Raw genomic sequence first — 22522 nt, forward strand, 5'->3', positions numbered from 1 at the left:
GCGCGGCCCGTCCGCCTTTCGGGACGGACGCAAAGTGGTCTAGGAACGGCGGCGTGATGGCAGGAACGGTGCACAGCGTGGTGATCGTCGGCGGGGGTACCGCGGGGTGGCTTTCGGCCGCGTACCTGGCCGCGCGGCGCCCGGACCTGGCGATCACGCTGGTCGAGGCGCCCGACATTCCCACCATCGGCGTCGGCGAAGGCACCTGGCCGACGATGCGCGAAACGCTGGCCACGATCGGCATCGACGAGGGCGAGTTCCTGACCGCCTGCGACGCCTCCTTCAAACAGGGCTCGCGCTTCGACGGGTGGGTCGATGGCGGGGCGCAGGACAGCTACCTGCACCCGTTCACCCCGCCTCCGCCAGGCGACATGGCCGACCTTGTCGCCGCCTGGGGCGGCACGGGGCCGTTCGCGGCGGCGATGACCGCCCAGGCCGCGGTCTGCGCCGCCGGCCTGGCGCCGCGCCAGCGCACGATGCCGCCCTACGGCGCGGCCCTCAATTACGGCTACCACCTCGACGCCGGCAAGTTCGCCGCGCTGCTGGCGCGTCACGCGACGACGCGGCTGGGCGTCACGCGCATCGCCGCCGAAGTGGTCGGCGCCGAAGGCCGCGACGACGGCGACATCGCCGCGCTGACCTTGCGCGACGGCGGCCGTGTTGCGGGCGACCTGTTCCTCGATTGCAGCGGTCAGGCCGCGCTGCTGATCGGCGGGCACTGCGGCGCCGCCTGGATCGACCGCAGCGACGTTTCGTTCAACGACCGCGCCCTGGCGGCGCAGGTCCCGACCGCGCCCGGCAGTGCCATCGCCTCGCAGACGGTTGCCACCGCGCACCGTGCCGGCTGGCTGTGGGACATCGCGCTGCCCGGGCGGCGCGGGATCGGCTGCGTCTACGCCTCGCGCTTCTGCTCTGACGAGGAGGCGCAGGGGATCCTCGCAGATTACGTCGCGCGGGCGCTGCCGGACTCCGCAATCGCCGCGCTGGCGCCGCGCCGGCTAGCCTTTCGGACCGGCCATCGCGCGTCGTTCTGGCAGGGCAATTGCCTGGCGATCGGGCTGTCGGCGGGCTTTATCGAGCCGCTCGAAGCCTCGGCGATTGTCCTGATCGAGATGTCGCTGCGCGCGCTGGCAGACAACTTCCCCGCCAGCCGCGCGGCGATGACCATCCATGCCGCCCGTTTCGACGAGACGTTCCTGTACCGCTGGGATCGCATCGTCGAGTTCCTCAAGCTGCACTATCTGCTCAGCCGCCGCAGCGAGCCCTACTGGCAGGCGCAGCGCGATCCTGCCACCGTGCCGCCGCGCCTGGCGGAGCAGCTGACGATCTGGCGCGAACAACCGCCATCGGCCTGGGACCTGCCGCGCGTGGACGAGCTGTTCTCCGCCGCCAGCCAGCAATACGTGCTTTACGGCATGGGCTTTCCCCCGCCGCCGTCGCTGCGCGGCCCCTCGCCGGTCGCGCGCGGGCGGCTGGCGGAGGTTGCCCAGCGCGCCCGTGCGCTGACCGCGGCGCTGCCGTCCAACCGCGCCTATCTGGGCGCGGTACCCACCCAATCGGCCGCCGGCAACGCGGCCTGACAGGATAGCTTCGATGAGCAACCACCAGGCCCTCAACCCCGCCGATCACGCCAACCTGCGCGTCCACACCGGCGCCGGCGCGCAGTACGGCGACGCGGTGATGGCCAGCCTGGTGGTGCCGGGCGAATTCCGCCGCCTCTGCACCGTCTACCCGATCCTGTTCCGCCACGACGCCGCCAGCGGGCAGTTTTCCGCGCTGGCCCTGTTTGGGTTCGAGGCGGGCGAGAACCTGTTCCTGGCGGGCGAAACGTGGGACGCGCCGATGCGGCCGCTGGCGATGGCAGTGCAGCCGTTCCTGGTCGGACGCAGCCGTGACGGCGAAGGACCTTCGCAGATCCACATCGACCGCGACCATCCGCGCGTGTCGGCCGGCGAGGACGGCACTCGCCTGTTCGACGATACCGGCGTGGCAACGCCGCTGGTCGATGACATGGCGGCGATGCTGGGCGCGCTGGACGAAGGCTACCGCGCCAGCGGCGATTTCTATGCGGCGGCAAACCGCTACGACCTGCTTGAGCCTTTTGCCCTCGACGTCGGCGAGGTGGGCGGCGAGCAGCACCGCCTGGTCGGCTATCACCTCGTCAACGAGGAGCGGCTGGCCGCGCTCGAACCCGCGCCGCTGGCCGAACTGCACGCCGGCGGGCATCTCGAGCCCTTGTTCATGGCGCTCGCCTCGCTCGGCAACTTGTCGAAGCTGGCGCGGATGCGCGCGGCGCGGGCCCGTGGCTGACGCGCTTGCCGACCTGCCTCCGGTCGCGGAGGAAACGCTCGCGCCCGGCGATCTGGACGCGCGGCTGGCGGGCGCGCGCGAACCGTTCTTGGTGCGCGGCCTGGCCCGCGACTGGCCGCTGGTGCAGGCGGGGCTCAAGGGCGCGGCCGCGGCGCGCGCCTACCTCGTCGCCAAGGCGCGGGCGCGGCAGTTTCCGGTCAATATCGGCCAGCCGGGCGGGGGCGAGCGCCTGTTCTACGACGCCGCGATGGGGATGAACTTCCGCATGGCGCAAGGGCCGCTGGCCGCGATCCTGGACGGCATCGCCGCCAATGAAGACAAGCCCGAGGCGCCGGCGATCTACCTCTCCTCGATCGACATGGGGGACTACTTCGACGGCCTGCGCGAGGACAACGCGCTGATGCTGGGCGCGCGCCGGCCGATCGAATCGATCTGGATCGGCGGCCGCACGCGCATAGCCGCGCACAACGACGTGCCCGACAATATCGCCGTCTGCGCGGTGGGGCGGCGGCGCTTCACGCTGTTTCCGCCCGATGCCATCGGCGACCTCTACATCGGGCCGCTGGAGAACACCCCCGCTGGCCGGCCGGTCAGCATGGTCGATTTCGCCGCACCGGACCTGGCTGCGCACCCGCGCTTCGCGCAGGCGCTGGAGCGCGCGCACGTGGCCGAGCTGGAGCCGGGCGACGCGGTCTTCATCCCGTCGCTGTGGTGGCACCATGTCGAGGGGCTGGCGCCGTTCAACGCGCTGGTGAATTACTGGTGGCGCGATGCCCCCGCTTTCCTGGGCAAGCCGGAAGATGCGCTGTTCCACGGCATCCTGGCGCTGCGCGATCTCGACCCTGCCACCAAGGCCGAGTGGCAGGCGCTGTTCGATCGCTATGTTTTTGCAAGCGATCCCGGGGTGACGGCCCACTTGCCCGAGGATGCCCGCGGCATCCTGGCCCCGCTTACCGCCGAGACCGCGGGCCAGATCCGCGCCCGCCTGCTGAGAGGATTGTCGCGATGACCGCTCCGATAACGCCGCGCCGGATCGTGATCGCCGGGGGCGGAACCGCCGGCTGGATGACCGCGGCGGCGATCGCCCGCACGCTGGGCCGCGTGGCCGACGTGACGCTGGTGGAAAGCGATGCCATCGGAACGATCGGCGTTGGCGAAAGCACGATCCCGCCGCTGGTCACGTACAACCGCCTGCTCGGCATCAACGAGGCCGAGTTCATGCGCGCCACGCAGGCGACCTTCAAGCTGGGCATCAGCTTCGAGAACTGGAAGGACGTGGGCGAGACGTATTTCCACTCCTTCGGCGGCACCGGCCAGGATCACTGGTCGGCCGGGTTCCAGCACTTCTGGATGGAAGGCCTGCAGCGCGGCCACGACGCCCCTTATGGCGAATACTGCCTGGAACTGAAGGCGGCCGAGGCAAAGGCGTTCGCACACTTGCCCGACGACCGGGTCAACTACGCCTATCAGCTCGATTCCTCGCTCTACGCGAAGTTCCTGCGCGCCATGGCCGAATGTGACGGCGTGACCCGGATCGAAGGGCGCATCGCGGCGGTCGAACGCGACGGGGAGAGCGGCGATATCGCGCGCCTGCGCCTCGACGGCGACCGCGCGATCGAGGGCGACCTGTTCATCGATTGCACCGGCTTTCGCGCGCTGCTGATCGAGGGCGCGCTGCACGCCGGCTACGACGACTGGACGCACTGGCTTCCGTGCGACAGCGCCATCGCGATCCAGACCGGCAGCGTGCGGCCGCCGCTGCCTTATACCCGCGTCATCGCGCACGAGGCCGGGTGGCAGTGGCGCATTCCGCTGCAGCACCGCCAGGGCAACGGCATCGTCTATTCGAGCCGCTACATGGACAAGGACGCCGCGCTGCAAAAACTGCTCGGCACCATCGAGGGCGAGCGGCTGGTCGAGCCCAACGTGATCCGCTTCCAGACCGGGGCGCGCCGCAAGCAGTGGAGCCATAACTGCGTGGCGGTCGGGCTGTCGGGCGGATTTACCGAACCGCTCGAATCGACATCGATCCATCTGATCCAGCGCGCCGTGCTGCGGATCCTGCGAATGTTGCCGGCGGGACCGGTCAGCCCGCGCGACGTGGCCGAGTTCAACGACCAGCAAATGGTCGACATGGAGCAGATCCGCGATTTCCTGGTCCTGCATTACAAGGTCACCAACCGCCGCGACACGCCGTTCTGGCGGCACTGCGCGGCGATGGCCGTGCCCGCCAGCCTCGAGCAGAAGATCGAACTGTTCCGCGACACCGGGCGCGTGTTTCGCAAGAACGAGGAGCTGTTCGCCGAGAATTCGTGGGTCCAGGTGATGATGGGACAAGGGATCACGCCGAGTACGCACCACCCGGTGGCGGCCAAGCTGACCGACGACGAACTGGCGAAGTTTCTTGGCGGGCTGCGCGAGAGCGTGGCGCGAACAGTCGGCGCCTTGCCGCCGCACGCCGACTACGTCGCGCGCTACTGCGGCGCCGCGACACGGACCGCCGCGTGAGCGCGCTGCTCCTCCTCGCCGCCGCGACCGCGGCGCCGGCCGTGGCTGCGGCGCCCGGTCCGGACTGGCAGCTCGTCTGGGCCGACGAGTTCGACGGCGCGGCGCTCGATCCTGCCAAGTGGACGCTTGCCGACGACTGCTGGGGCGGCGGCAACAACGAGCGGCAGTGCTACACCCCCGATCCCGCCAATCACCGGGTGGCCGGCGGCCAGCTCGAGATCGTGGCCCGCAAGGAGCGGCACACCGGCCCGGCCTTTCCGCTCGCCCAACGCGACACCCCGGCCAAACGCCTCGCCACCGCCAGCAAGCCGTTCACATCGGCGCGGCTGTCCACCACCGGGCTGGCGGCCTGGCGCTATGGCCGGGTCGAGATCCGCGCTCGCTTTCCCCAGGGGCAGGGTACCTGGCCGGCGGCGTGGATGCTGCCCGAGGACTGGAAGGAAGGCGCCTGGCCGCGTTCCGGCGAGATCGACATCGTCGAGGCGGTCAACCTGTCGACCCCTTGCAAGGACTGCCGCGGCGGCAAGGAAAACCACGTTCTCGGCACGATCCACTTCGGCAACCTGCCACCGCGCAACCGCCATCTCGGCCTCTCCACCCAGCTGACCGGCCCGGCCGACGGCTGGCACACTTACGCGATCGAATGGTCGCCGGCGGCGATCGCGTGGTTCGTCGACGGGCGCCGCTACGAAACGCGCAGCGCGCGCGAATGGCGCGTGCCCGGCGTCGGCACCGGGCGCGCCCCTTTCGACAAGCCGTTCCACCTCATCCTCAACCTCGCCATCGGCGGCGGCCTGGCCGAAAGCCGCAACCTCAAGGGCGTGGCCGAAGGCGGTTTCCCCAAGACGATGGCGGTCGACTGGGTTCGCGTCTGGCAAAAGCCCGGACCCGGCGATAAGCCCGCCGCAGCGACGGGGAACTGAGCGACCATGGGACGAAGGCGGCAGGCCGTTACGATCCGCCACGTGGCGTCGGAGGCCGGCGTGTCGCTGCAGACCGTCAGCCGGGTCATAAACAACGAAAGCAACGTCCGGCCCGAGATGCGCGCCCGCGTCCAGGGCGCGATCGACAAGCTGGGCTACGTCCCCTCGATCGCAGCTCAGCGGATGAGCGGGTCGCGCTCGTACCTGATCCTGGCGCTCAACGACCGTGACCGCACCATCGCCGACTGGCGCGCGCGCCAGGGCGCGGACTGGATCGACCAGATGCTGCTGGGCGGTATGCTGACTTGCGCCGAGCATGGCTACCGCATGATCTTCGAACTGGTCGACACGCATAGCGACCATGTCGAGCGCGAGCTGGCCGGCATCGTCGCCGCGCTTCAGCCCGATGGCGTGGTGCTGACCCCGCCGCACTCCGACAATGCGCAGATCGTCGCGTTCCTGGCCGGCAAGCACATCCCGTTCGCGCGGATCGGCTCGCTGGGCGAAGGCGGCGGCATCGCCCTGACGATGGACGACGAAGCCGCCGCCGGGATGGCGACCCGCTACCTGGCGGACCTTGGGCATCGGCGCATCGCACTGATCGGCGGCAACCGCGAATACCACGTCAGCGACTGGCGCATCGACGGCTGGCGTTCTGCCATGGCCGAGGCGGGGCTGCCAACCGACGGCCTGCTGGCCGAGGGCGATTTCAGCTACGCCTCGGGCGAGGCGGCGGCGCAGGCGCTGCTGGGCCGGGCCGAGCGGCCGACCGCGATCATCGCCAGCAATGACCAGATGGCGCTCGCCACGCTGGAAACGGCACGGGCGATGGGGATCGCAATCCCCGCCGACCTGTCGCTGATCAGTTTCGACAACACGCCGATCGTACGCTTCTCGCAGCCGGCGCTGACCGCGGTCGACCAGCCCATCGCGGCCACCGTCGCGCGCGCGGTGGAGCGGCTGATCGCCGCCGGCAACGGCGAGGACGAGGGCGGGCACGAGGTGATCCCCGCAACGCTGGTGCCGCGCGATTCGGTGGCGCCGCCGCGATGACGCGGTGGGCGGTGCGGCGGCCGTCGACGTTCCTGCTGCTCTACGCGTTGGCCTGGGCCGGCGGGACGATCGCCTACGTGCCGTTTCTCACCCTGCTGCTTCCTGCGCATGTCGGCGCGCTGGCGGGGGCGGCGCAGATCGGCTGGCTGGGAACGCTGACGTTTGCGGGCGCGATTGCCGCCAGCGGCGCCCATATCGGCTTTGGCTGGCTCAGCGATGTCACCCGCCGCCGCAAGCCGTGGATCGTCGGCGGGCTGATCGCCATGACCGCGCTGCTGGCGGAGCTGGGGCAGGCGCGGTCGCTGCCGCAGATTCTGCTGCTGCTGGTGCTTTGGCAGACCGCGCTCAACGCCGTGCTGGGGCCGCTGTCGGCCTGGGCGGGCGACCGCATCCCCGACGCGGAGAAAGGCACGCTGGGCGGGTTCCTGGCCTTTGCGCCGGCCGCCGGTGCGCTGACCGGCATGGCGGTGACATGGCCGGGCCTGGTCGCGATGCCGCTTCGGCACGGCGTGATCGCGGCCATCGTTGCCGCCTGCATCCTTCCGATCGTGCTGTTCGGCAAGGAGTGCCCGCCCGATCCCGCCGCCGCGCCGCCCGCGCCGCGCCGGACCGCTCCGGCAGCGCGGGCAATGTGGCTTGCGCGGCTGCTGGTGCAGGTCTCGGAAGCCGCGTTGTTCGCGTACTTCTATTTGTGGTTTCGCACCTTGAGCGATGCCAACGACGATGCCTCGGCCGCGCGGCTGATCGCGCTGGTGCTGTTTACCGGGGCGCCGCTGGCGCTGCTTGCCGGGCGGCTTGCCGACGCGCGCGGCACGCCGATCCTGCCGCTCAAGGCCAGCGCGCTGGTCGGCGCTGCCGGGCTGGGCGTGATGGCGTTGGCGCGCGCGCCTGCGGTGGGCGTGGCCGGCTATGTGGTGTTCGGGCTGGCCACCAGCCTGTTCCTGGCGCTCCACAGCGCGCAGACGCTGCGGGTACTTCCGCGCCCCGATCGGCGCGGGCGCGATCTCGGCGTCTTCAACCTCACCAACACGGTCCCGTCGCTGGTGATGCCGGGCCTGACAGTGGCGCTGGTTCCGCGGCTGGGCTTCGAAGCGCTGTTCGCGGTTCTGGCGGGACTTTCCCTGGCGGCTTTCGTGTTGTTGCAGCGGGCCTTTCCGCGCGCCTGAACGAATTGTCGGCAGCGAGCGCATTGCCATCGCCAACGTGTCCTGATAACGTTCACATAACGACGACGGGGAAAGCCCGCGAGCTGGGCGAAGGGTGACAACGTGATCAGACATTCGATGCTGGCGGCCTGCGCCGCGATGGCGCTGACCGGCTGCGTGGCGGCCCGAACCGATGGCCCGGCAGGTGTCCCGCCGCCCGCCGCGACCGGCGCCGCCGCGGACGAGGCGCGCATCGCCGACCTGCTTTCGCGCATGAGCCTGGAGCACAAGGTTTCGCAGCTGATCCAGCCGCAGATCAATTCCTTCACCGCTGCGGACATGGAGCGGTACCGCTTCGGAAGTTTCCTCAACGGCGGCAACGGGGGCCCTTACGGCGACGAGTTCGCGCCCGCGTCGCAGTGGCTCAAACTCGCGGACGAGATGTGGACCGCTTCGGCCCGTCCGCTGCCCGGCGGCGAACCGGTCGTTCCGACACTGTGGGGCACCGATGCCGTCCACGGCCACACCAACGTCGTGGGCGCCACGATCTTCCCGCAGAACGTCGCGCTTGGTGCCACGCACGATCCCGATGTCGTTCGCCGCATCGGCGAGGCGACCGCGCAGGAAATCCTCGCCACCGGGATCGACTGGGATTTCTCCCCGACGGTGGCGGTGTCGCGCGATCAGCGCTGGGGCCGCAGTTACGAAAGCTACTCGCAGGACCCGCAACTGGTTGCCCGCCTCGGCGCAGCGATGGTCGAAGGTCTGCAGGGCACGAAGGGTTCGGCGGGCTGGCTTCGCGATGGCCACGTCATCGCGACCGCCAAGCACTTCTTCGCCGATGGCGGCACCAAGGACGGTGTCGACCAGGGCGATGCCGTCGGCGACCTGGCGGCGATCGAGGCGATTCACACCGTTCCCTATCGGGCCGCCATCGATGCCGGCGTCGAGACGGTCATGGTCAGCTTCAGCTCGATCAACGGCGTGAAGATGACCGGCAACAAGTCGCTGCTGACGGATCTGTTGCGCGGGCAGATGGGTTTCGGCGGCATGACCGTGGGCGATTGGAACGCGCACGGCCAGGTCGATGGCTGCAAGGTGTCGGACTGCCCCAAGGCGGTGCTGGCCGGCCTCGACATGTACATGGTCCCCGACGACTGGAAGGCGCTGCACGCCAGCCTGGTCGCCCAGGTCAGGGACGGCACCGTCCCGATGGCCCGGCTCGACCAGGCCGTGGCGCGGGTGCTGCGGATGAAGCTGCACGCCGGGCTGCTGCTGCCCGAGGCGAAGCGCCCGATCGAGCGTCCGCTGGCGGGCAAGTTCGAGCTGCTTGGATCGCCCGAGCACCGCGCCGTCGCGCGCGAGGCCGTGGCCAAGTCGCAAGTCGTGCTCAAGAACGACGGTGTCCTGCCGCTTCGCGCCGGCGCCAAGGTGCTGGTCGCCGGGGCCGAGGCGGACAACATCGGCGCGGCGGCGGGCGGCTGGACGCTGACCTGGCAGGGCGGGCTCGACCTCAAGCGCAGCCTGTTTCCGGGCGCGACGTCGATCTGGGCGGGGCTGCGCGACGCGGTCGCGGGCAAAGGCGGCACCGCTACCTATTCCGCGGACGGTTCATTCAGCGCGCGTCCCGACGTTGCGGTCGTCGTCTTCGGCGAGGCACCCTATGCGGAGTTCGCCGGCGACCGCCACGACCTCGTCCTGCGCGATGAGGAAGGCCTGAAGCTGCTGAAGAAATTCCGCGCCGCCGGCATCCCGACGGTCTCGGTTTTCCTCTCGGGCCGTCCGCTTTGGACCAACCGCGAAATGAACCTCTCCAACGCCTTCGTCGCGTCATGGCTGCCAGGCAGCGAGGGCATGGGCGTGGCCGACGTGCTGACCGGTGCCAGGCCGGCGACCGGGCGCCTGGCATTCCCCTGGCCAGCCGACTGCGCCGGCGGACCCGCGGGCGCGGTGCTGTTCCCGCTCGGCGCCGGGCGCGACCTGGCGGACCGGACCCCGACCCCGCTGCTGCCCGAGGCCTGCGCCGCGCTGAGTGCGTTCGACAGCTCGGCGATGTTCGTATCGGGCAAGCTTGCCACCGGGGTGGCCGCCTTCGTGCCCAAGCACGACGTTTCGGGCGACGGCGAGCTGCTGGCCGGGATGCGCGGCGACCTGACCGATGCCGGCGTTTCGGTGCGCGGGATCGACAAGGACGCGCAGGAGGACGCGCGCGAAATCCGCATGGCGGCTGGATCCGCTTTCGGGCTGCGCCAGGACCGCGACAGCGGCGGCGCCTACCGGATCGTCTATGCCGTCATGACGCGGCCGGCCGCGCCGGTTTCGCTGCGCGTCGGCGACAAGGCCGTCGTCGACCTGACCGACAAGTTCGCCCTGGCCGAAGGCAAGGGCTGGCGCGAGATGGTGATCACCGAGGCCTGCGCGCCGGGACTGGGTTCGCGCATCCGGTTTGACACCAAGGGCCCGCTGACATTCCGCATCGCCAGCGTGCGGCGCGAGAAACTGCCGGCCGGGACGCCCTGCGCGTTCTGATTACGCATTCGAATAACGCTTGCGTGCCGTGCAGGAGCGGCGACAAGCAGGGATAAGGGCCCGTGCCGCGAGCGCGGGCCCATTCAGGAGAGGAACGACCCGACATGGTATTGGCCCCGGCGACCGCTAGCAGTACGGACAGCAACCCGGTCGAGGACGGCGGCGCGCCGATCGATGCGCCGGGCCTCAGCTATTTCGTTTTCGCGCTGTTCTTCATCTTTGGCGGCATCACCAGTCTCAACGACGTGATCCTGCCCAAGCTGAAGGAGCTGTTCACGCTCAACTACACGCAGGCGATGCTGATCCAGTTCTGCTTCTTCACTGCCTACCTGGTGATCGGGATTCCGGGCGCCCAGCTGGTCAAGCGGATCGGCTACATGCGCGGCGCGGTGGTGGGCCTGCTTACGATGATGGCCGGCTGCCTGCTGTTCATCCCCGCCAGCCGCACCGCCACGTACGGCCTGTTCCTGCTGGCGCTGTTCGTGCTGGCAAGCGGGGTCGTCGTGGTCCAGGTCGTGACCAACCCGCTTATCAGCCTGCTCGGTCCGCAGAAGACCGTGCACAGCCGGCTGACTTTCGCTCAGGCGTTCAACAGCCTGGGGACGACGATCTTTCCGCGTGTCGGATCGACGCTGATCCTCGGCGGCCTTGCTGCGGTAACCGCTTCGCAGCTCTCGGGCACGGAGCTCGACGCCTATCGCACCGCCGAAAGCCAGGCGATCGTGCACACGTATATCGGCCTGGCGGTCGCGCTCGCCGTGATCGCCGCGGTCGTCTGGTCGTTCCGCAACCGCCTGCAGGGTGAGCGGCATGAGCACACTTCGCTCGCCGGCGGGTTCGCACTGCTGTCGCGGCCGCGCTTCGGCTTCGGGGCGCTGTGCATCTTCCTCTATGTCGGCGCCGAAGTGTCGATCGGCTCGCTGATCGTCAGCTACTTGCGCCAGTCGCACGTCATGGGCCTGGACGAGCTGTCCGCGGGCAAGATGATCGCCTACTACTGGGGCGGCGCGCTGGTCGGGCGGCTGGTCGGCAGCTACCTGCTGCGCGTGTTCAGCCCCGGCAAGCTGCTGGCGACCTTTGCGCTCGGTGCGATCGCGTTGCTGGCGATCAGCACCCACAGCGCCGGTACGCTGTCGGGCTACTCGCTGCTGGCGATCGGGCTGATGAACTCGATCATGTTCCCGACGATCTTCAGCCTCGCGTGCGAGAAGCTGGGGTCGCGCGCGGCAGATGGATCGGGGGTCATCAACATCGCCATCTTCGGCGGCGCGGTCGTCCCGCTGCTGACGGGCATGCTCGCCGATGCAAGCGGCAGCCTGCGCCTCGCGATGGCGCTGCCCGCGATCTGCTACGGCGTGATCGCTGCATTCGGCTGGTACGCGCGCCGACCGGCCACGGCCTGATGGGCCCCGCCCGGACGCGGCTCCGCGCCGCCTTCGCGGCGGGCTGCCTGGCGGTCACGGTGGGGGTCTGCCTGCACTTGCCGATGCTGTGGATGGCGCGCGGCATGGGCTTCCGCCTGGTGGGCATGGCAACCGACGGTGCGATGATCGCGGGCATGGCGCTGATTGTCGCGGGGATCGCGCTGGCGGCCTACGGGCTTCTGCCGGACCGGGCCGCCGACGCGGTCGCCATCGCAGCTCACGTCCCCGACGATGCACCGCTCAGCGCCGCGCACTGGCGCTTGATGGCTGCCCTGATCGTGGCGCTGGTGATCGACGTGATGAAACCGGCCTCGCTGGGGTTCACGTTGCCGGGCATGGAAGCGGAATACGGCTTGCCCAAGCATGTCGTCGCGCTGCTGCCGTTCTCGGCGCTGACGGGCACGGTGCTCGGCTCGATGCTGTGGGGCGCGCTGGCCGATCGCTATGGCCGAAGGTCCACGATCATGCTGTCGGCCGTCATGTTCGTGGGCACCTCGATCTGCGGGGCGATGCCTTCGTTCTCATGGAACCTGGCGATGTGCCTGCTGATGGGCCTGGCCGCCGGGGGCATGCTGCCGGTGACGTACGCCCTGCTGGCGGAGATGATGCCCGCGCGGCATCGCGGCTGGAGTATGGTGCTGGTGGGCGGACTTGGCGCCGCGGGCGGCTATGCCGCCGCCAGCCTGATCTCGGCGCTGGCGCAGCCGCTGCTGGGCTGGCGCGTGCTGTGGCTGGCCAACCTGCCGACCGGCTTGCTGCTGATCAGTTTGGGTCCGTTGATCCCGGAATCGGCGCGCTTCCTTGCCGCGCACGGCCGCCTTCACGAAGCGGGCGGCGTGCTCGCCCGCTTCGGCGCGGTACTGGCGCCCGTGGCCGAGGCGCCGCCGCCAACCAAGACCGTCAACCGGACCTGGCTGTTCGCGGCGCTGACGCTGATCGCGCTGGCCTGGGGCTGGGCCAATTTCGGCGTGCTGCTGTGGCTGCCGGCGGACCTGGTTGCGCGCGGGCTTCCCGTCGCGGAGGCGAGCGCGCTGCTGGCGCGCTCAGCGGTGATCGCGGTGCCGACCACGGGCATCGCCGCCCTGCTCTATTACCGCTGGGGCGCCCGCCCGACGCTGACGCTGGCGATTGCGGTGATGCTGACGGGCATGGCCCTGCTGGTGATCCAGACACGCGCCGCGGCCAGCCCGGTGCTGTCGGTCGCGGTGCTGCTGGTGGGCGTCAACGCGATCATCGCGGTGATCCTGCCTTACACCGCCGAGACCTTCGCGCTGGCGGTGCGCGGCCGCGCCACCGGCTGGATCGCTGCCTGCACCAAGGCCGGCGGGCTGGGCGCGCAGGCGCTGGGATTGGCCAGTCTGGTGCTGGGCGCGATTACCGCGACGTGGGTGCTCGTCATCCCGACCGTGCTTGCGCTAGGGCTGCTGCTGGTATCGAGTCGCGCCGACGCGCGGATGGCCAAGGAAACGTCATGACCCGCACGCTCGTCTCGGTCGACATCGGGGGCACGCACGCCCGTTTCGCGCTGGCGGAGATCGCCGCCGACGGCGCGATTACGCTGGGCGGGATCGAGACGCTGCAGACCGCCGATCACGCCAGCTTCCAGACCGCCTGGGAAGAGTTCGCCCGCCGCAGCGGCGGCAAGCTGCCCGGAGCGGTGGCGATTGCCGTCGCCGGTCCGGTCGGCGGCGAGGTGATCCGCTTTACCAACAACCCGTGGCTGATCCGCCCGGCGCTGATCCCTGAAAAGCTCGGCGCGACGGACTATGTCGTGGTCAACGATTTCGAGGCGGTCGGCCATGCCGTGGCGCGCTGCGACGCGGCGCATTTCGTGCGCCTGTCTGGCCCGGACAAGCCGCTACCGGCGGCTGGCACGATCAGCGTCGTCGGGCCGGGCACCGGGCTGGGCGTGGCGCACATCTGGCGCGATGGCTCCGGCAGCTACCGCGTCCAGCCGACCGAGGGCGGCCACATCGATTTCGCCCCGCTCGACACCATCGAGGATGCCCTGCTCGCGCGGCTGCGCCAGCGCCACCGCCGCGTCTCGGTCGAACGGGTGGTGTCGGGCCCCGGCATCGTGACGATCCACGAAACGCTGGCGGCGATCGAGGGGCGTGCGATCGCTCCGCTGGACGATCGCACGATCTGGCAACAGGGTGCCAGCGGCGAGGACAGCCTGGCCGCCGCCGCGGTGGACCGGTTCTGCCTCTCGCTCGGCTCGGTCACCGGCGACCTTGCGCTGGCCCAGGGCGCGGCCGGCGTCGTCATCGCCGGCGGCCTGGGGCTGCGCATCAAGGACGCGTTGGCGACTTCCGGCTTTGCCGACCGCTTCAAGGCCAAGGGCCGGTTCGAACAGATGATGGCGGCGCTGCCGGTCAAGCTCATCACCCATTCGCAGCCCGGCCTGTTCGGCGCCGCCGCGGCCTTCGCGGCGCGTTACCCCGAAGGCTGAGCTGCCGCGCCGGCGTGGTCGGCAATTGCGTCGGCCATCGCGCCCACCAGTGGCAACGGAATGTCGTGCCCCATCCCGGGGTATTCGATCATCGTCGCGCCGCGGATCGCCTTCGCGGTCGCGCGTCCCCCTTCGACGCGGACGAGCGGATCGTCGCTGCCGTGGATCACCAGCGTCGGCGCGGTGACCGCGGCCAGGCGCGCCGTGCGATCGCCGTCGTCGATAATTGCGGCCATCTGGCGGGCCGGGCCGGTCGGGTGAAAGCTGCGATGGAAATCGCGCAGGATGCGGGCGCGCAGCCGCTGCGGGTCGGTCGGATAGCCAGGGCTGCCGATCGCATCTACGATACGGGTGCCGACAGCGACGATGCCGTCCTCGTCGATGGTGGCGGGCGGGCGCTGGGTTAGCGCCGCCAGCGCTGCCGGACGCGGCGGAGGCAGGCGCCGTCCGCCGGTTGTCGACATGATGGAGGTCAGGCTGAGCACGCGGCCGGGATACGTCGCGGCGACCAGCTGCGCGATCATGCCGCCCATCGAGGCGCCGACGATGTGCGCGCGCGCAACCCCCAGTGCGTCCAGCAGCCCGACCGCGTCCGCAGCCATGTCGCTGAGCCGATAGGGCAGACGGGGACGCAGCCCGAACAGGCGCATCACGGCGACGCGGCGGATATTGGGGACGCCGGCGCCGGTGAACTTTGTCGACAGCCCGATGTCGCGATTGTCGTGTCGGATCACGTAAAAGCCACGCTCCACCAGTGCCTCGACAAACTCCTCGGGCCACAACGTCAACTGCGCGCCCAAACCCATGATCAGCAGCAGGGGGGGGTGCGCCGGGTCGCCGTGCGTTTCGTAGGCAAGCTCGATTCCATTGACGGTCTTGTGCGGCATGGACGGTCCGTTCGCTGGTGTGATGACGTGCAGTCTGTCAGCCCGTCAGCGACAGGACAAGCGGCGCGACGCTGGTCGCCAATGCCGCCCAGGCAAGCCATTGCGGACAGTGGAAGGCGCCGTCGGGCAAGGGGTCGCCGCGGCGCTTGATCCGGATCAGCGCGCCCGCGACCGCGGCAAAGACCAGCAGCGTCCCGCGCGACGCCAGATCGGCCAGTCCGTTGAGCGGAACCGCGACCGCCAGTACCAGCACGGCCGCGACCGCCACGGCGGTGGCGCGGCGCGGGGTCGCGGTGCGCGCGTCGACCGCCGCCAGCACGCGCGGCAAAAAGCCTTGCGACGCCATGCCGTACAGCACGCGCGCGATCATCACGACGGTAACAACGATGCCGTTGAGCGTTGCGACGATGGCGATGCTCGCCATGACCCAGCGCGGCAGGCCGGTCAGCCGTTCGAATACCAGCGCCAGCGGCGCGGGCGACGCGGCCAGATCTGCCGGCGCCACCGCTACCACCGCGGTCCACGATACTGCCATGTAAAGCGCCGCGGTGACCCCCAGCGTCGCAAACAGCGCCAGCGGTAGCGTGCGGCCGGGCCGGCGCATTTCCTCGCCGATATTGACCAGGTGCTCGAACCCGATGAAGGCGAAGACCGCTATCATGCTGCTGGCGCCGACCATGCGCCAGGCATCGGGATCGGCCGCGGCGGGTACGATCTGGTCCAGGCGGCCCAGCAGCGGCAGGCCATCGGCGATCCCGGCAGCTACGATCAGCACCAGCCCGCCGACCTCGATCACGGTCATGGCCCCGGCGATGGCGATGGCGCGCGCGGTTGCCAGCCCGGCGGTCGCGCCCATCGCCAGCACGACGGCCGGTACGATCGCCCAACGCGGCAACGGCACCAGCGCGCCGATGTACCCGGCACTGCCGGCGCTGATCGTCGCGGCCGAGATCGTCGCCGTCACCAGCACCAGGATCCCCGTCGCCATCGTCAGCCAGCGCCGCGCGAAGGCGCGTTCGATGTAGGCCGGCTCGCTGGCGCTGACCGGCAGGCGGGTGCCCAGTTCGGAAAAGACCGCCGCGGTCGGCGCCATCGCCAGCGCCGCCAGCGCGAAGGCGAGCGGCGTATGCATCCCGCTGTAACCTGCGGCCACGCCGACCAGCACGTAGATCCCCGCTCCCACCGTGACACCGACGCCGTAAGCCACCGCGTGGCCCAGTCCCAGTGTCCGGGCCAGGGCGCCAGTCACGGGATCAGAACTGTGTCGCGCGCCTGCGCCAGCGTTTCCGGATAATCGAGGATGAAGTGGAGGCCGCGGCTCTCGTGCCGGGCCAGCGCGCTGCGCACGATCAGTTCGGCCGACTGAAGCAGGTTTCTAAGCTCGATAAGGTCGGTGCTGACGCGGAAGTGGCCGTAATAATCCTCGACCTCGTGCTTGAGCAGTTCGATCCGGCGCGCCGCGCGCTGCAGCCGCTTGGTAGTTCGCACGATGCCCACGTAGTTCCACATGAAGCGGCGGATCTCGGTCCAGTTCTGCTGGATGACGACCTCCTCGTCCGAATCGGTGACGCGGCTTTCGTCCCACGGGCGGATCGCGGGGGGCGCAGCGAATTCGTCCCACCGCGCCTTGATGTCGGCGGCGGCGGCCTCTCCGAAGACGAAGCATTCCAGGAGGCTGTTGGAGGCCAGGCGATTGGCGCCGTGCAGCCCGCTTTCGGTGCATTCGCCCGCTGCGTAGAGCCCGGGCAGGTCGGTACGGCCGTTGAGGTCGATGATGACCCCGCCGCAGGTGTAGTGCTGCGCGGGTACCACCGGGATCGGCTGCGTCGTCATGTCGATGCCCAGGCCGAGCAGCTTCTCGTGGATCGTGGGAAAGTGCTCTTTCACGAACTCGGGCGGCTGGTGGCTGATGTCGAGGTGGACGAAGTCGAGCCCGTCGCGCTTGATCTCGGCGTCGTTGGCGCGCGCCACGATGTCGCGCGGGGCCAGTTCGGCGCGCTCGTCGTAATCGGGCATGTAACGGTGGCCGCTCTTGGGATTGATCAGGTGGCCGCCTTCGCCGCGCACCGCCTCGGTAATCAGGAAATTCTTCACCTCGCGGTTGAACAGGCAGGTCGGGTGGAACTGCATCATCTCCATGTTGCCGACGCGGCAGCCGGCGCGCCACGCCATCGCGATGCCGTCGCCGGTGGCGCCCCTGGGGGCGGTGCTGAACTGGTAGACGCGCCCGGCGCCGCCGGTGGCCAGGATTGTCGCGCGGCCAAGGTGCGTCTCCACGTGGCCAGTCGCCTCGTTCAGGGCGTACACGCCCCAGACGCGGCCGGAGCCGGAATAGCGTTCCTCGTGCCGGCCGGTTACCAGGTCGATGCAGGTCCGGCCTGGCAGCAGCGCGATGTTGGGGTGCGCCTCCGCGGCCTTGAGCAGCGCCTCCTGCACTGCCCAGCCGGTGGCGTCGTTGACGTGGACGATGCGGCGGTGACTGTGGCCGCCCTCCCGCGTCAGGTGCAAGTCCCCGGCATCGCCGCTGGCCTCGTATTCGGGGGTCTTGTTGAACGGCACGCCCAGCGCGATCAGCCGCTCGATCGCGGCGGGGGCACGCTCGATCACGAACTCCACGGTCTCGCGGCGGTTCAGGCCCGCACCGGCCACCATCGTGTCGTGGATGTGCTCGGCAAAGGTGTCGCCCTCGTCCAGCACGGCGGCGATGCCGCCTTGCGCCCAGGCGGTGCTGCCACCGGTCAGCGACCCTTTGGCCAGGACCGCGACTTTCGCCGTGTCGGCCAGTGCCAGCGCTGCGGTCAGGCCCGCCGCGCCCGATCCGACGATCACGACGTCGTAGTGTGCATTTTCGCTCATCGCCGATGCTTGAACACGCAGCCGCGATGGTGTGCAAGCATTGCATGGACGACGACAAGCGCAGGCGGCTGGAAGAAAAGCGCCAGTTCATGCAGCGGCGCAACGCGGCGAAGGACCTTCGCGCCGAGATGGAGCCCGCGATCTCCGCGCTTGAGGCGGCGGGAGAACGCTATCGCGTGCTCGGGCTCGGCGACGTGCCCCGCTGGAGCCCCGACTGGATCCCCGAAGGCTGCGGCCGCATCCCGTGGGACCGCCTTGCGGACGCCCAGTTCCGCAAGGTCGACGGGCGCGAAGAGTCGGCCGCGGCGATCATCGCGCTGCTGTCCCAGCGGCTGGCCCCGGCGGACGAGCTTCTGTTCATTCCATCGGGCAAGCGGTGGACGCTGGCGATGCCGCGCGGGGTGTTTTCCCGCCACGCGATGGCACTGCTCGAGTGCGCCTGGGACGCGGCCTATTTCGCCGCGCCGCCCGCCTCGTGGGTCATCCAGCTCGACTGGAGCGAGCTGTGGTGGAAAGACGCCTGATGGCGGTTCAGGCCGCCTCCGCGGCCTTGCTGGTCAGCGATACGAAGACGTCTTCCAGATCGGCCTCGCGCGTGGTCACGTCGACGATGCCATAGCCCTGGCCCTGCACGCGGGCCAGCACTTCGCCCGCGTTGCTGCGGTCCTTGTCGTACGTGATCTCCAGCGTGCGCTCACCGGTAACTTCGCTTTTCAGGAAACCCGCGTCGGTCAGCGGGCCGGCCAGATCGCGATCGAGGGTCAGGACCACGATCTTCTCGCGCGCCATTTCAACCAGCTCGCGGGTCGGCTTGTCGGTGATCAGCCGGCCGTGGTTGATGATCGCGATGCGGTCGCACAGCTGCTCGGCCTCCTCGAGGTAATGCGTTGTCAGGACCACGGTAACCCCGCCGGCGTTGAGTTCGCTCACCAGCTCCCACAACTGGCGGCGCAGCTCGACGTCGACGCCGGCGGTCGGCTCGTCCAGCACGAGGATTGGCGGCGAATGGACCATTGCCTTGGCGATCAGCAGGCGCCGTTTCATCCCGCCCGACAGCGTGCGGGCATAGGCGTCGGCCTTGTCGGCCAGGTGGACTTGGCGCAGCAGTTCCAGGCTTTTGCGGTCCGCCTTGGGCACCCCATAGAGCCCGGCCTGGTTCTCTAGCACCTCGAACGGAGTGAAGAAGGGGTCGAAGACGATCTCCTGCGGCACGATCCCGATCGAACGCTTGGCATTGCGCACGTCGGCGTCGAGGTCGAAACCCCAGATACCAACCTCGCCGCTGGTCTTCATCACCAAGCCGGCCAGCGTGTTGATGAGGGTCGACTTGCCGGCGCCATTGGGGCCCAGCAGGCCGAATATCTGCCCGGCCGGAACGTCGAAGCTGACATCGTCGAGCGCCAGCTTTGCCGGCGCCTTGCCCGATGCGGCGTAACGCTTGACGAGGTTGCGGATGGAGATCGCGGGCGTGGTCATGTCGCGCCGAATGCGCCCGAACGGCGGCGTCGTAAAGTCCCGCCGTAACGCCCTGCTGGAAATGGCGCCAAGGCACTGCTATCCGGCCCGGGCCATGACCCAGACCCCGCAGGCTTCCGGCCCGTTCACGCCCGAGATCGTCCATGTCGTCACCCATCGCGTCGCCTGCGACGGCGCTTCCGACATCCGCGGCGGCGCGGCTTACAAGCCGGCCGCGCTGGGCCACCCGCGCGTGTGGCTGGAAATCGATGAGAAGGGCTATGTCGATTGCGGCTACTGCGACCGCCGCTTCGTGCTCGACGGCGATCCGCACGCCAAGGGCGACCGCGAGCTGGCGCCGGGCTATCTGCCCGAGCCGGGCGACGGCAGCGTCGCCTGACCCTGTTGCGGTGAGTGGATGACGGCGGCCGATCGGCTTCCTATATTCCCGGTATGGCCGCAACCGATCCCCGCTCGCTCCTCTACCGCCAACTCGATCCCGCCGAGGCGCAGGCGCTCGTCCGCGAAACGCTGAAATCGTGCGACGACGGAGAGCTTTACCTTCAGTTCGCTGCTTCCGAGACGTTCGCCTTCGACGACGGGCGCCTCAAGACCGCGGATTATTCACGCGACGCCGGCTTCGGCCTGCGCGGCGTTTCGGGCGAGATGACCGGGTTCGCCCATGCCAACGAGATTTCCGCCGCCGCGATCCGCCGCGCCGGCGAGACGCTGAGCCTGCTCGATCCCGCAACCGGCAGCATCGCCGCCCCGCCGCAGCGCTCCAACCGCCACCTTTACACCGACGCCTCACCGCTCGACGCGGTCCCGTTCGCTGCCAAGGTCGCGCTGCTCGAAGCGATCGACGCCGCCGCGCGCGCGCGCGATCCGCGCGTGGCGCAAGTGTCGGCCAGCCTGTCGGCCTCGTGGTCGGTGGTGGAGATCGTGCGCCCCGACGGTTTCGTCGCCACCGACGTGCGGCCGCTGGTCCGCCTCAACGTCGGCATTGTCGCCGAGGCGGGCGGCCGCCGCGAAAGCGGCAATTTCGGCATGGGCGGCCGCGGGCTATACGACCGCCTGTTCGAGCCGCAGACCTGGAACCGCGCCATCGACGAAGCGCTGGCCCAGGCGCTGGTCAACCTCGATAGCGTCGCCGCCCCGGCGGGCGAGATGACCGTCCTGCTCGGCCCCGGCTGGCCCGGCGTGCTGCTGCACGAGGCGGTCGGCCACGGGCTGGAAGGCGATTTCAACCGCAAGGGCACGAGCGCGTTTTCCGGCCGCATCGGCGAGCGCGTGGCCGCGCCGGGCGTAACCGTGGTCGACGACGGATCGATGCTCGGTCGGCGCGGATCGCTGTCGATCGACGACGAAGGCACCCCAACCCAGGAGAACGTCCTGATCGAGGACGGCATCCTGAAAGGCTACCTGCAAGACCGGCTCAACGCCCGCCTGACGGGCGTCGCCCCGACCGGGAACGGCCGCCGCCAGTCCTATGCCCATGCGCCGATGCCGCGCATGACCAACACGTTCATGCGCGCCGGCAGCGACGATCCGGCCGAACTGCTCAGCCGCGTCAAGCGTGGCATCTTCGCCAAGTCGTTCGGGGGCGGCCAGGTCGACATCACCAGCGGCAAGTTCGTCTTCGGGTGCACCGAGGCCTACCTGATCGAAGACGGCAAGCTGGGCGCGCCGATCAAGGGCGCGACCCTGATCGGCGACGGCCCCAGCGTGCTGACCCGGGTAACCGGGATCGGCACGGACATGGCGCTCGACGAAGGTGTCGGCGTCTGCGGCAAGGGCGGGCAGAGCGTTCCCGCCGGCGTCGGCCAGCCGACGCTACTGGTCGAAGGCCTGACCGTGGGCGGAACCGCCTGAGCCCGCGGCGCGTAGGATGGTCAGCGCCGGTTCAGCGGCGTTATGCTACAGGTACCGGGACAAGGAGATTCTCGATGCGCAAGTCTGCCTTCATTCTTGCCGCGCTGGCCGCCGTTGCCGCGGTTGCGCCCGCTTCCGCGCGTGAGCGGCTGACCGGCGAGCAGGAACTCGCGAAGCTGACCGAGGGGCGTGTCGCGGGTGAACCGCGGCACTGCATCAACACCTATTCCGGCGGTGGCCTGCGGGTGATCGACGGCACCGCGCTGGTTTACGAATCGGGCAGCACCGTTTGGATCAACCTGCCGGACGATCCGCGGCGGCTTGATGATGACGACATCCTAGTGACCCGCTCATTCGGGTCGCAGCTGTGCCGGCTCGACATCGTGCGCACCGTGGACCGCAGCGGCTTCTTTCCCACCGGCTTCGTCGCGCTTGGCGATTTCGTGCCTTACCGCAAGGTCAAGGGCAGCTGAATTGGCTGAATCGGGCTTCGGCCTCGATACCAAAAGGGCGCCGGGTGATCCCGGCGCCCTTTCGTTTGGCGATGCCGGTGCGTGCGATCAGTGGAACTGGCCGCGGATCGCACCGGTGTCGGTTTCGATCTGGATATAGTAGTTGGTATAGCTGCGATCGAGCGACTTCTCGAGCCAGTCGCTCTTGTTGACGCAGTTCTTCCAGTCGCCGGTTTCGTCCTGCTTGAGCCACAGCACCGGGGTGCCGTTCATGCCCATCCCGCCGCGGTAGAGGCCGGCGCGGGTGACGTTGCCGACATTGCGCAGGTCGTTCACGTCATAGCAGATCTGGTCCAGCGCGTCGGACACGGTCAGCTGCGCGGTGGCCGAACCATCGACGTCGCGCGCCATGCCGACCACCTGTGCGCCGGTCAGCGAGGCGTCGTGCGTGCCGGCGATCGCTTCTGTCACGGCTTCGCGAACGGTGGTGCAGCCGGCCAGCGCGGTGCCGGCCAGAACGGCGATCAAGGTCAGGCGGGTCTTGTTCATGCGATCTCTCCTAGAACGCCCCCGCCCATGGTCCCACAAACGTCGCTGCCCGGGTTAAGTTGCGCAAAGGGGCAGGAAAAGCGTCTCCGCTTGCACGGCGCGCCGGA

20 protein-coding genes are annotated in these 22522 nt (G+C 69.6%); 15 read left to right on the plus strand and 5 right to left on the minus strand.

Going from position 1 to position 22522, the window contains the following annotated elements:
* Positions 1-56: 56 nt before the first annotated feature.
* From ACOYW6_RS11790 to glk, 11 genes are all read left to right on the plus strand, one after another.
* Positions 57-1580, plus strand: a complete 1524-nt coding sequence (locus tag ACOYW6_RS11790; RefSeq protein ID WP_423143124.1) for a tryptophan halogenase family protein — start codon at positions 57-59, stop codon at positions 1578-1580.
* Between the two features lie 13 nt (positions 1581-1593).
* Positions 1594-2310 carry a SapC family protein gene (locus ACOYW6_RS11795; RefSeq protein ID WP_423141507.1) on the plus strand — a complete coding sequence of 239 codons (717 nt, stop codon included), beginning with the start codon at positions 1594-1596 and terminating at the stop codon, positions 2308-2310.
* A complete protein-coding gene (locus tag ACOYW6_RS11800; protein WP_423141508.1) occupies positions 2303-3319 on the plus strand; it encodes a cupin-like domain-containing protein in 1017 nt (338 codons plus the stop codon). The genes ACOYW6_RS11795 and ACOYW6_RS11800 overlap by 8 nt, the downstream gene beginning before the upstream one ends.
* Entirely contained in the window at positions 3316-4818 is a 1503-nt protein-coding gene (locus ACOYW6_RS11805; protein ID WP_423141509.1) for a tryptophan halogenase family protein, read from the plus strand. Before ACOYW6_RS11800 ends, ACOYW6_RS11805 begins: the two co-directional genes overlap by 4 nt.
* Positions 4815-5741 carry a glycoside hydrolase family 16 protein gene (locus ACOYW6_RS11810; protein ID WP_423141510.1) on the plus strand — a complete coding sequence of 309 codons (927 nt, stop codon included), beginning with the start codon at positions 4815-4817 and terminating at the stop codon, positions 5739-5741. Before ACOYW6_RS11805 ends, ACOYW6_RS11810 begins: the two co-directional genes overlap by 4 nt.
* A gap of 6 nt (positions 5742-5747) precedes the next feature.
* A complete protein-coding gene (locus tag ACOYW6_RS11815; protein WP_423141511.1) occupies positions 5748-6794 on the plus strand; it encodes a LacI family DNA-binding transcriptional regulator in 1047 nt (348 codons plus the stop codon).
* Positions 6791-7960 (plus strand): MFS transporter, encoded by a 1170-nt coding sequence (locus ACOYW6_RS11820; protein WP_423141512.1) that lies wholly within the window; start codon positions 6791-6793, stop codon positions 7958-7960. The genes ACOYW6_RS11815 and ACOYW6_RS11820 overlap by 4 nt, the downstream gene beginning before the upstream one ends.
* 102 nt (positions 7961-8062) lie before the next feature.
* Entirely contained in the window at positions 8063-10468 is a 2406-nt protein-coding gene (locus ACOYW6_RS11825; RefSeq protein WP_423141513.1) for a glycoside hydrolase family 3 N-terminal domain-containing protein, read from the plus strand.
* A gap of 104 nt (positions 10469-10572) precedes the next feature.
* A complete protein-coding gene (locus tag ACOYW6_RS11830) occupies positions 10573-11871 on the plus strand; it encodes a sugar MFS transporter (RefSeq protein WP_423141514.1) in 1299 nt (432 codons plus the stop codon).
* Positions 11871-13367 carry an MFS transporter gene (locus ACOYW6_RS11835; RefSeq protein ID WP_423141515.1) on the plus strand — a complete coding sequence of 499 codons (1497 nt, stop codon included), beginning with the start codon at positions 11871-11873 and terminating at the stop codon, positions 13365-13367. The genes ACOYW6_RS11830 and ACOYW6_RS11835 overlap by 1 nt, the downstream gene beginning before the upstream one ends.
* Positions 13364-14344, plus strand: coding sequence for a glucokinase (glk, locus tag ACOYW6_RS11840; protein WP_423141516.1), 981 nt, complete (start codon positions 13364-13366; stop codon positions 14342-14344). Before ACOYW6_RS11835 ends, glk begins: the two co-directional genes overlap by 4 nt.
* On the opposite strand, the gene ACOYW6_RS11845 is transcribed toward glk, so the two are convergent.
* From ACOYW6_RS11845 to nadB, 3 genes are read right to left on the minus strand one after another with little or no spacing between them, the layout of a single operon-like run.
* Positions 14329-15231, minus strand: a complete 903-nt coding sequence (locus ACOYW6_RS11845; RefSeq protein ID WP_423141517.1) for an alpha/beta fold hydrolase — start codon at positions 15229-15231, stop codon at positions 14329-14331. The genes glk and ACOYW6_RS11845 overlap by 16 nt on opposite strands.
* A gap of 37 nt (positions 15232-15268) precedes the next feature.
* Positions 15269-16480, minus strand: coding sequence for an APC family permease (locus ACOYW6_RS11850; protein ID WP_423141518.1), 1212 nt, complete (start codon positions 16478-16480; stop codon positions 15269-15271).
* Positions 16477-18087 carry an L-aspartate oxidase gene (gene nadB, locus ACOYW6_RS11855; protein ID WP_423141519.1) on the minus strand — a complete coding sequence of 537 codons (1611 nt, stop codon included), beginning with the start codon at positions 18085-18087 and terminating at the stop codon, positions 16477-16479. The genes ACOYW6_RS11850 and nadB overlap by 4 nt, the downstream gene beginning before the upstream one ends.
* A 44-nt stretch (positions 18088-18131) precedes the next feature.
* On the opposite strand from nadB, the gene ACOYW6_RS11860 reads away from it, so the two are divergent.
* On the plus strand, positions 18132-18611 hold the full coding sequence (locus ACOYW6_RS11860) for a hypothetical protein (RefSeq protein WP_423141520.1): 480 nt from the start codon (positions 18132-18134) through the stop codon (positions 18609-18611).
* 7 nt (positions 18612-18618) lie between these two features.
* On the opposite strand, the gene ACOYW6_RS11865 is transcribed toward ACOYW6_RS11860, so the two are convergent.
* The gene (locus tag ACOYW6_RS11865; protein WP_423141521.1) at positions 18619-19563 is read right to left on the minus strand and encodes an ABC transporter ATP-binding protein; all 945 of its coding nucleotides are present in this window, start codon (positions 19561-19563) and stop codon (positions 18619-18621) included.
* 94 nt (positions 19564-19657) lie between these two features.
* Between ACOYW6_RS11865 and ACOYW6_RS11870 the strand changes: the two genes are divergently transcribed.
* The 3 genes from ACOYW6_RS11870 to ACOYW6_RS11880 all read left to right on the plus strand — a co-directional run bounded on the left by ACOYW6_RS11870 (position 19658) and on the right by ACOYW6_RS11880 (position 21887).
* A complete protein-coding gene (locus tag ACOYW6_RS11870) occupies positions 19658-19942 on the plus strand; it encodes a zinc-finger domain-containing protein (protein WP_423141522.1) in 285 nt (94 codons plus the stop codon).
* A gap of 53 nt (positions 19943-19995) precedes the next feature.
* The gene (gene tldD, locus ACOYW6_RS11875) at positions 19996-21414 is read left to right on the plus strand and encodes a metalloprotease TldD (RefSeq protein ID WP_423141523.1); all 1419 of its coding nucleotides are present in this window, start codon (positions 19996-19998) and stop codon (positions 21412-21414) included.
* Positions 21415-21488: 74 nt separating this feature from the next.
* Entirely contained in the window at positions 21489-21887 is a 399-nt protein-coding gene (locus tag ACOYW6_RS11880; protein ID WP_423141524.1) for a hypothetical protein, read from the plus strand.
* 87 nt (positions 21888-21974) lie between these two features.
* Here ACOYW6_RS11880 and ACOYW6_RS11885 read toward each other — a convergent pair whose 3' ends face one another.
* A complete protein-coding gene (locus tag ACOYW6_RS11885; RefSeq protein ID WP_423141525.1) occupies positions 21975-22415 on the minus strand; it encodes a CHRD domain-containing protein in 441 nt (146 codons plus the stop codon).
* Positions 22416-22522: the final 107 nt, after the last annotated feature.

This window comes from Parablastomonas sp. CN1-191, from assembly GCF_049354825.1.
Lineage (GTDB): Bacteria > Pseudomonadota > Alphaproteobacteria > Sphingomonadales > Sphingomonadaceae > Novosphingobium.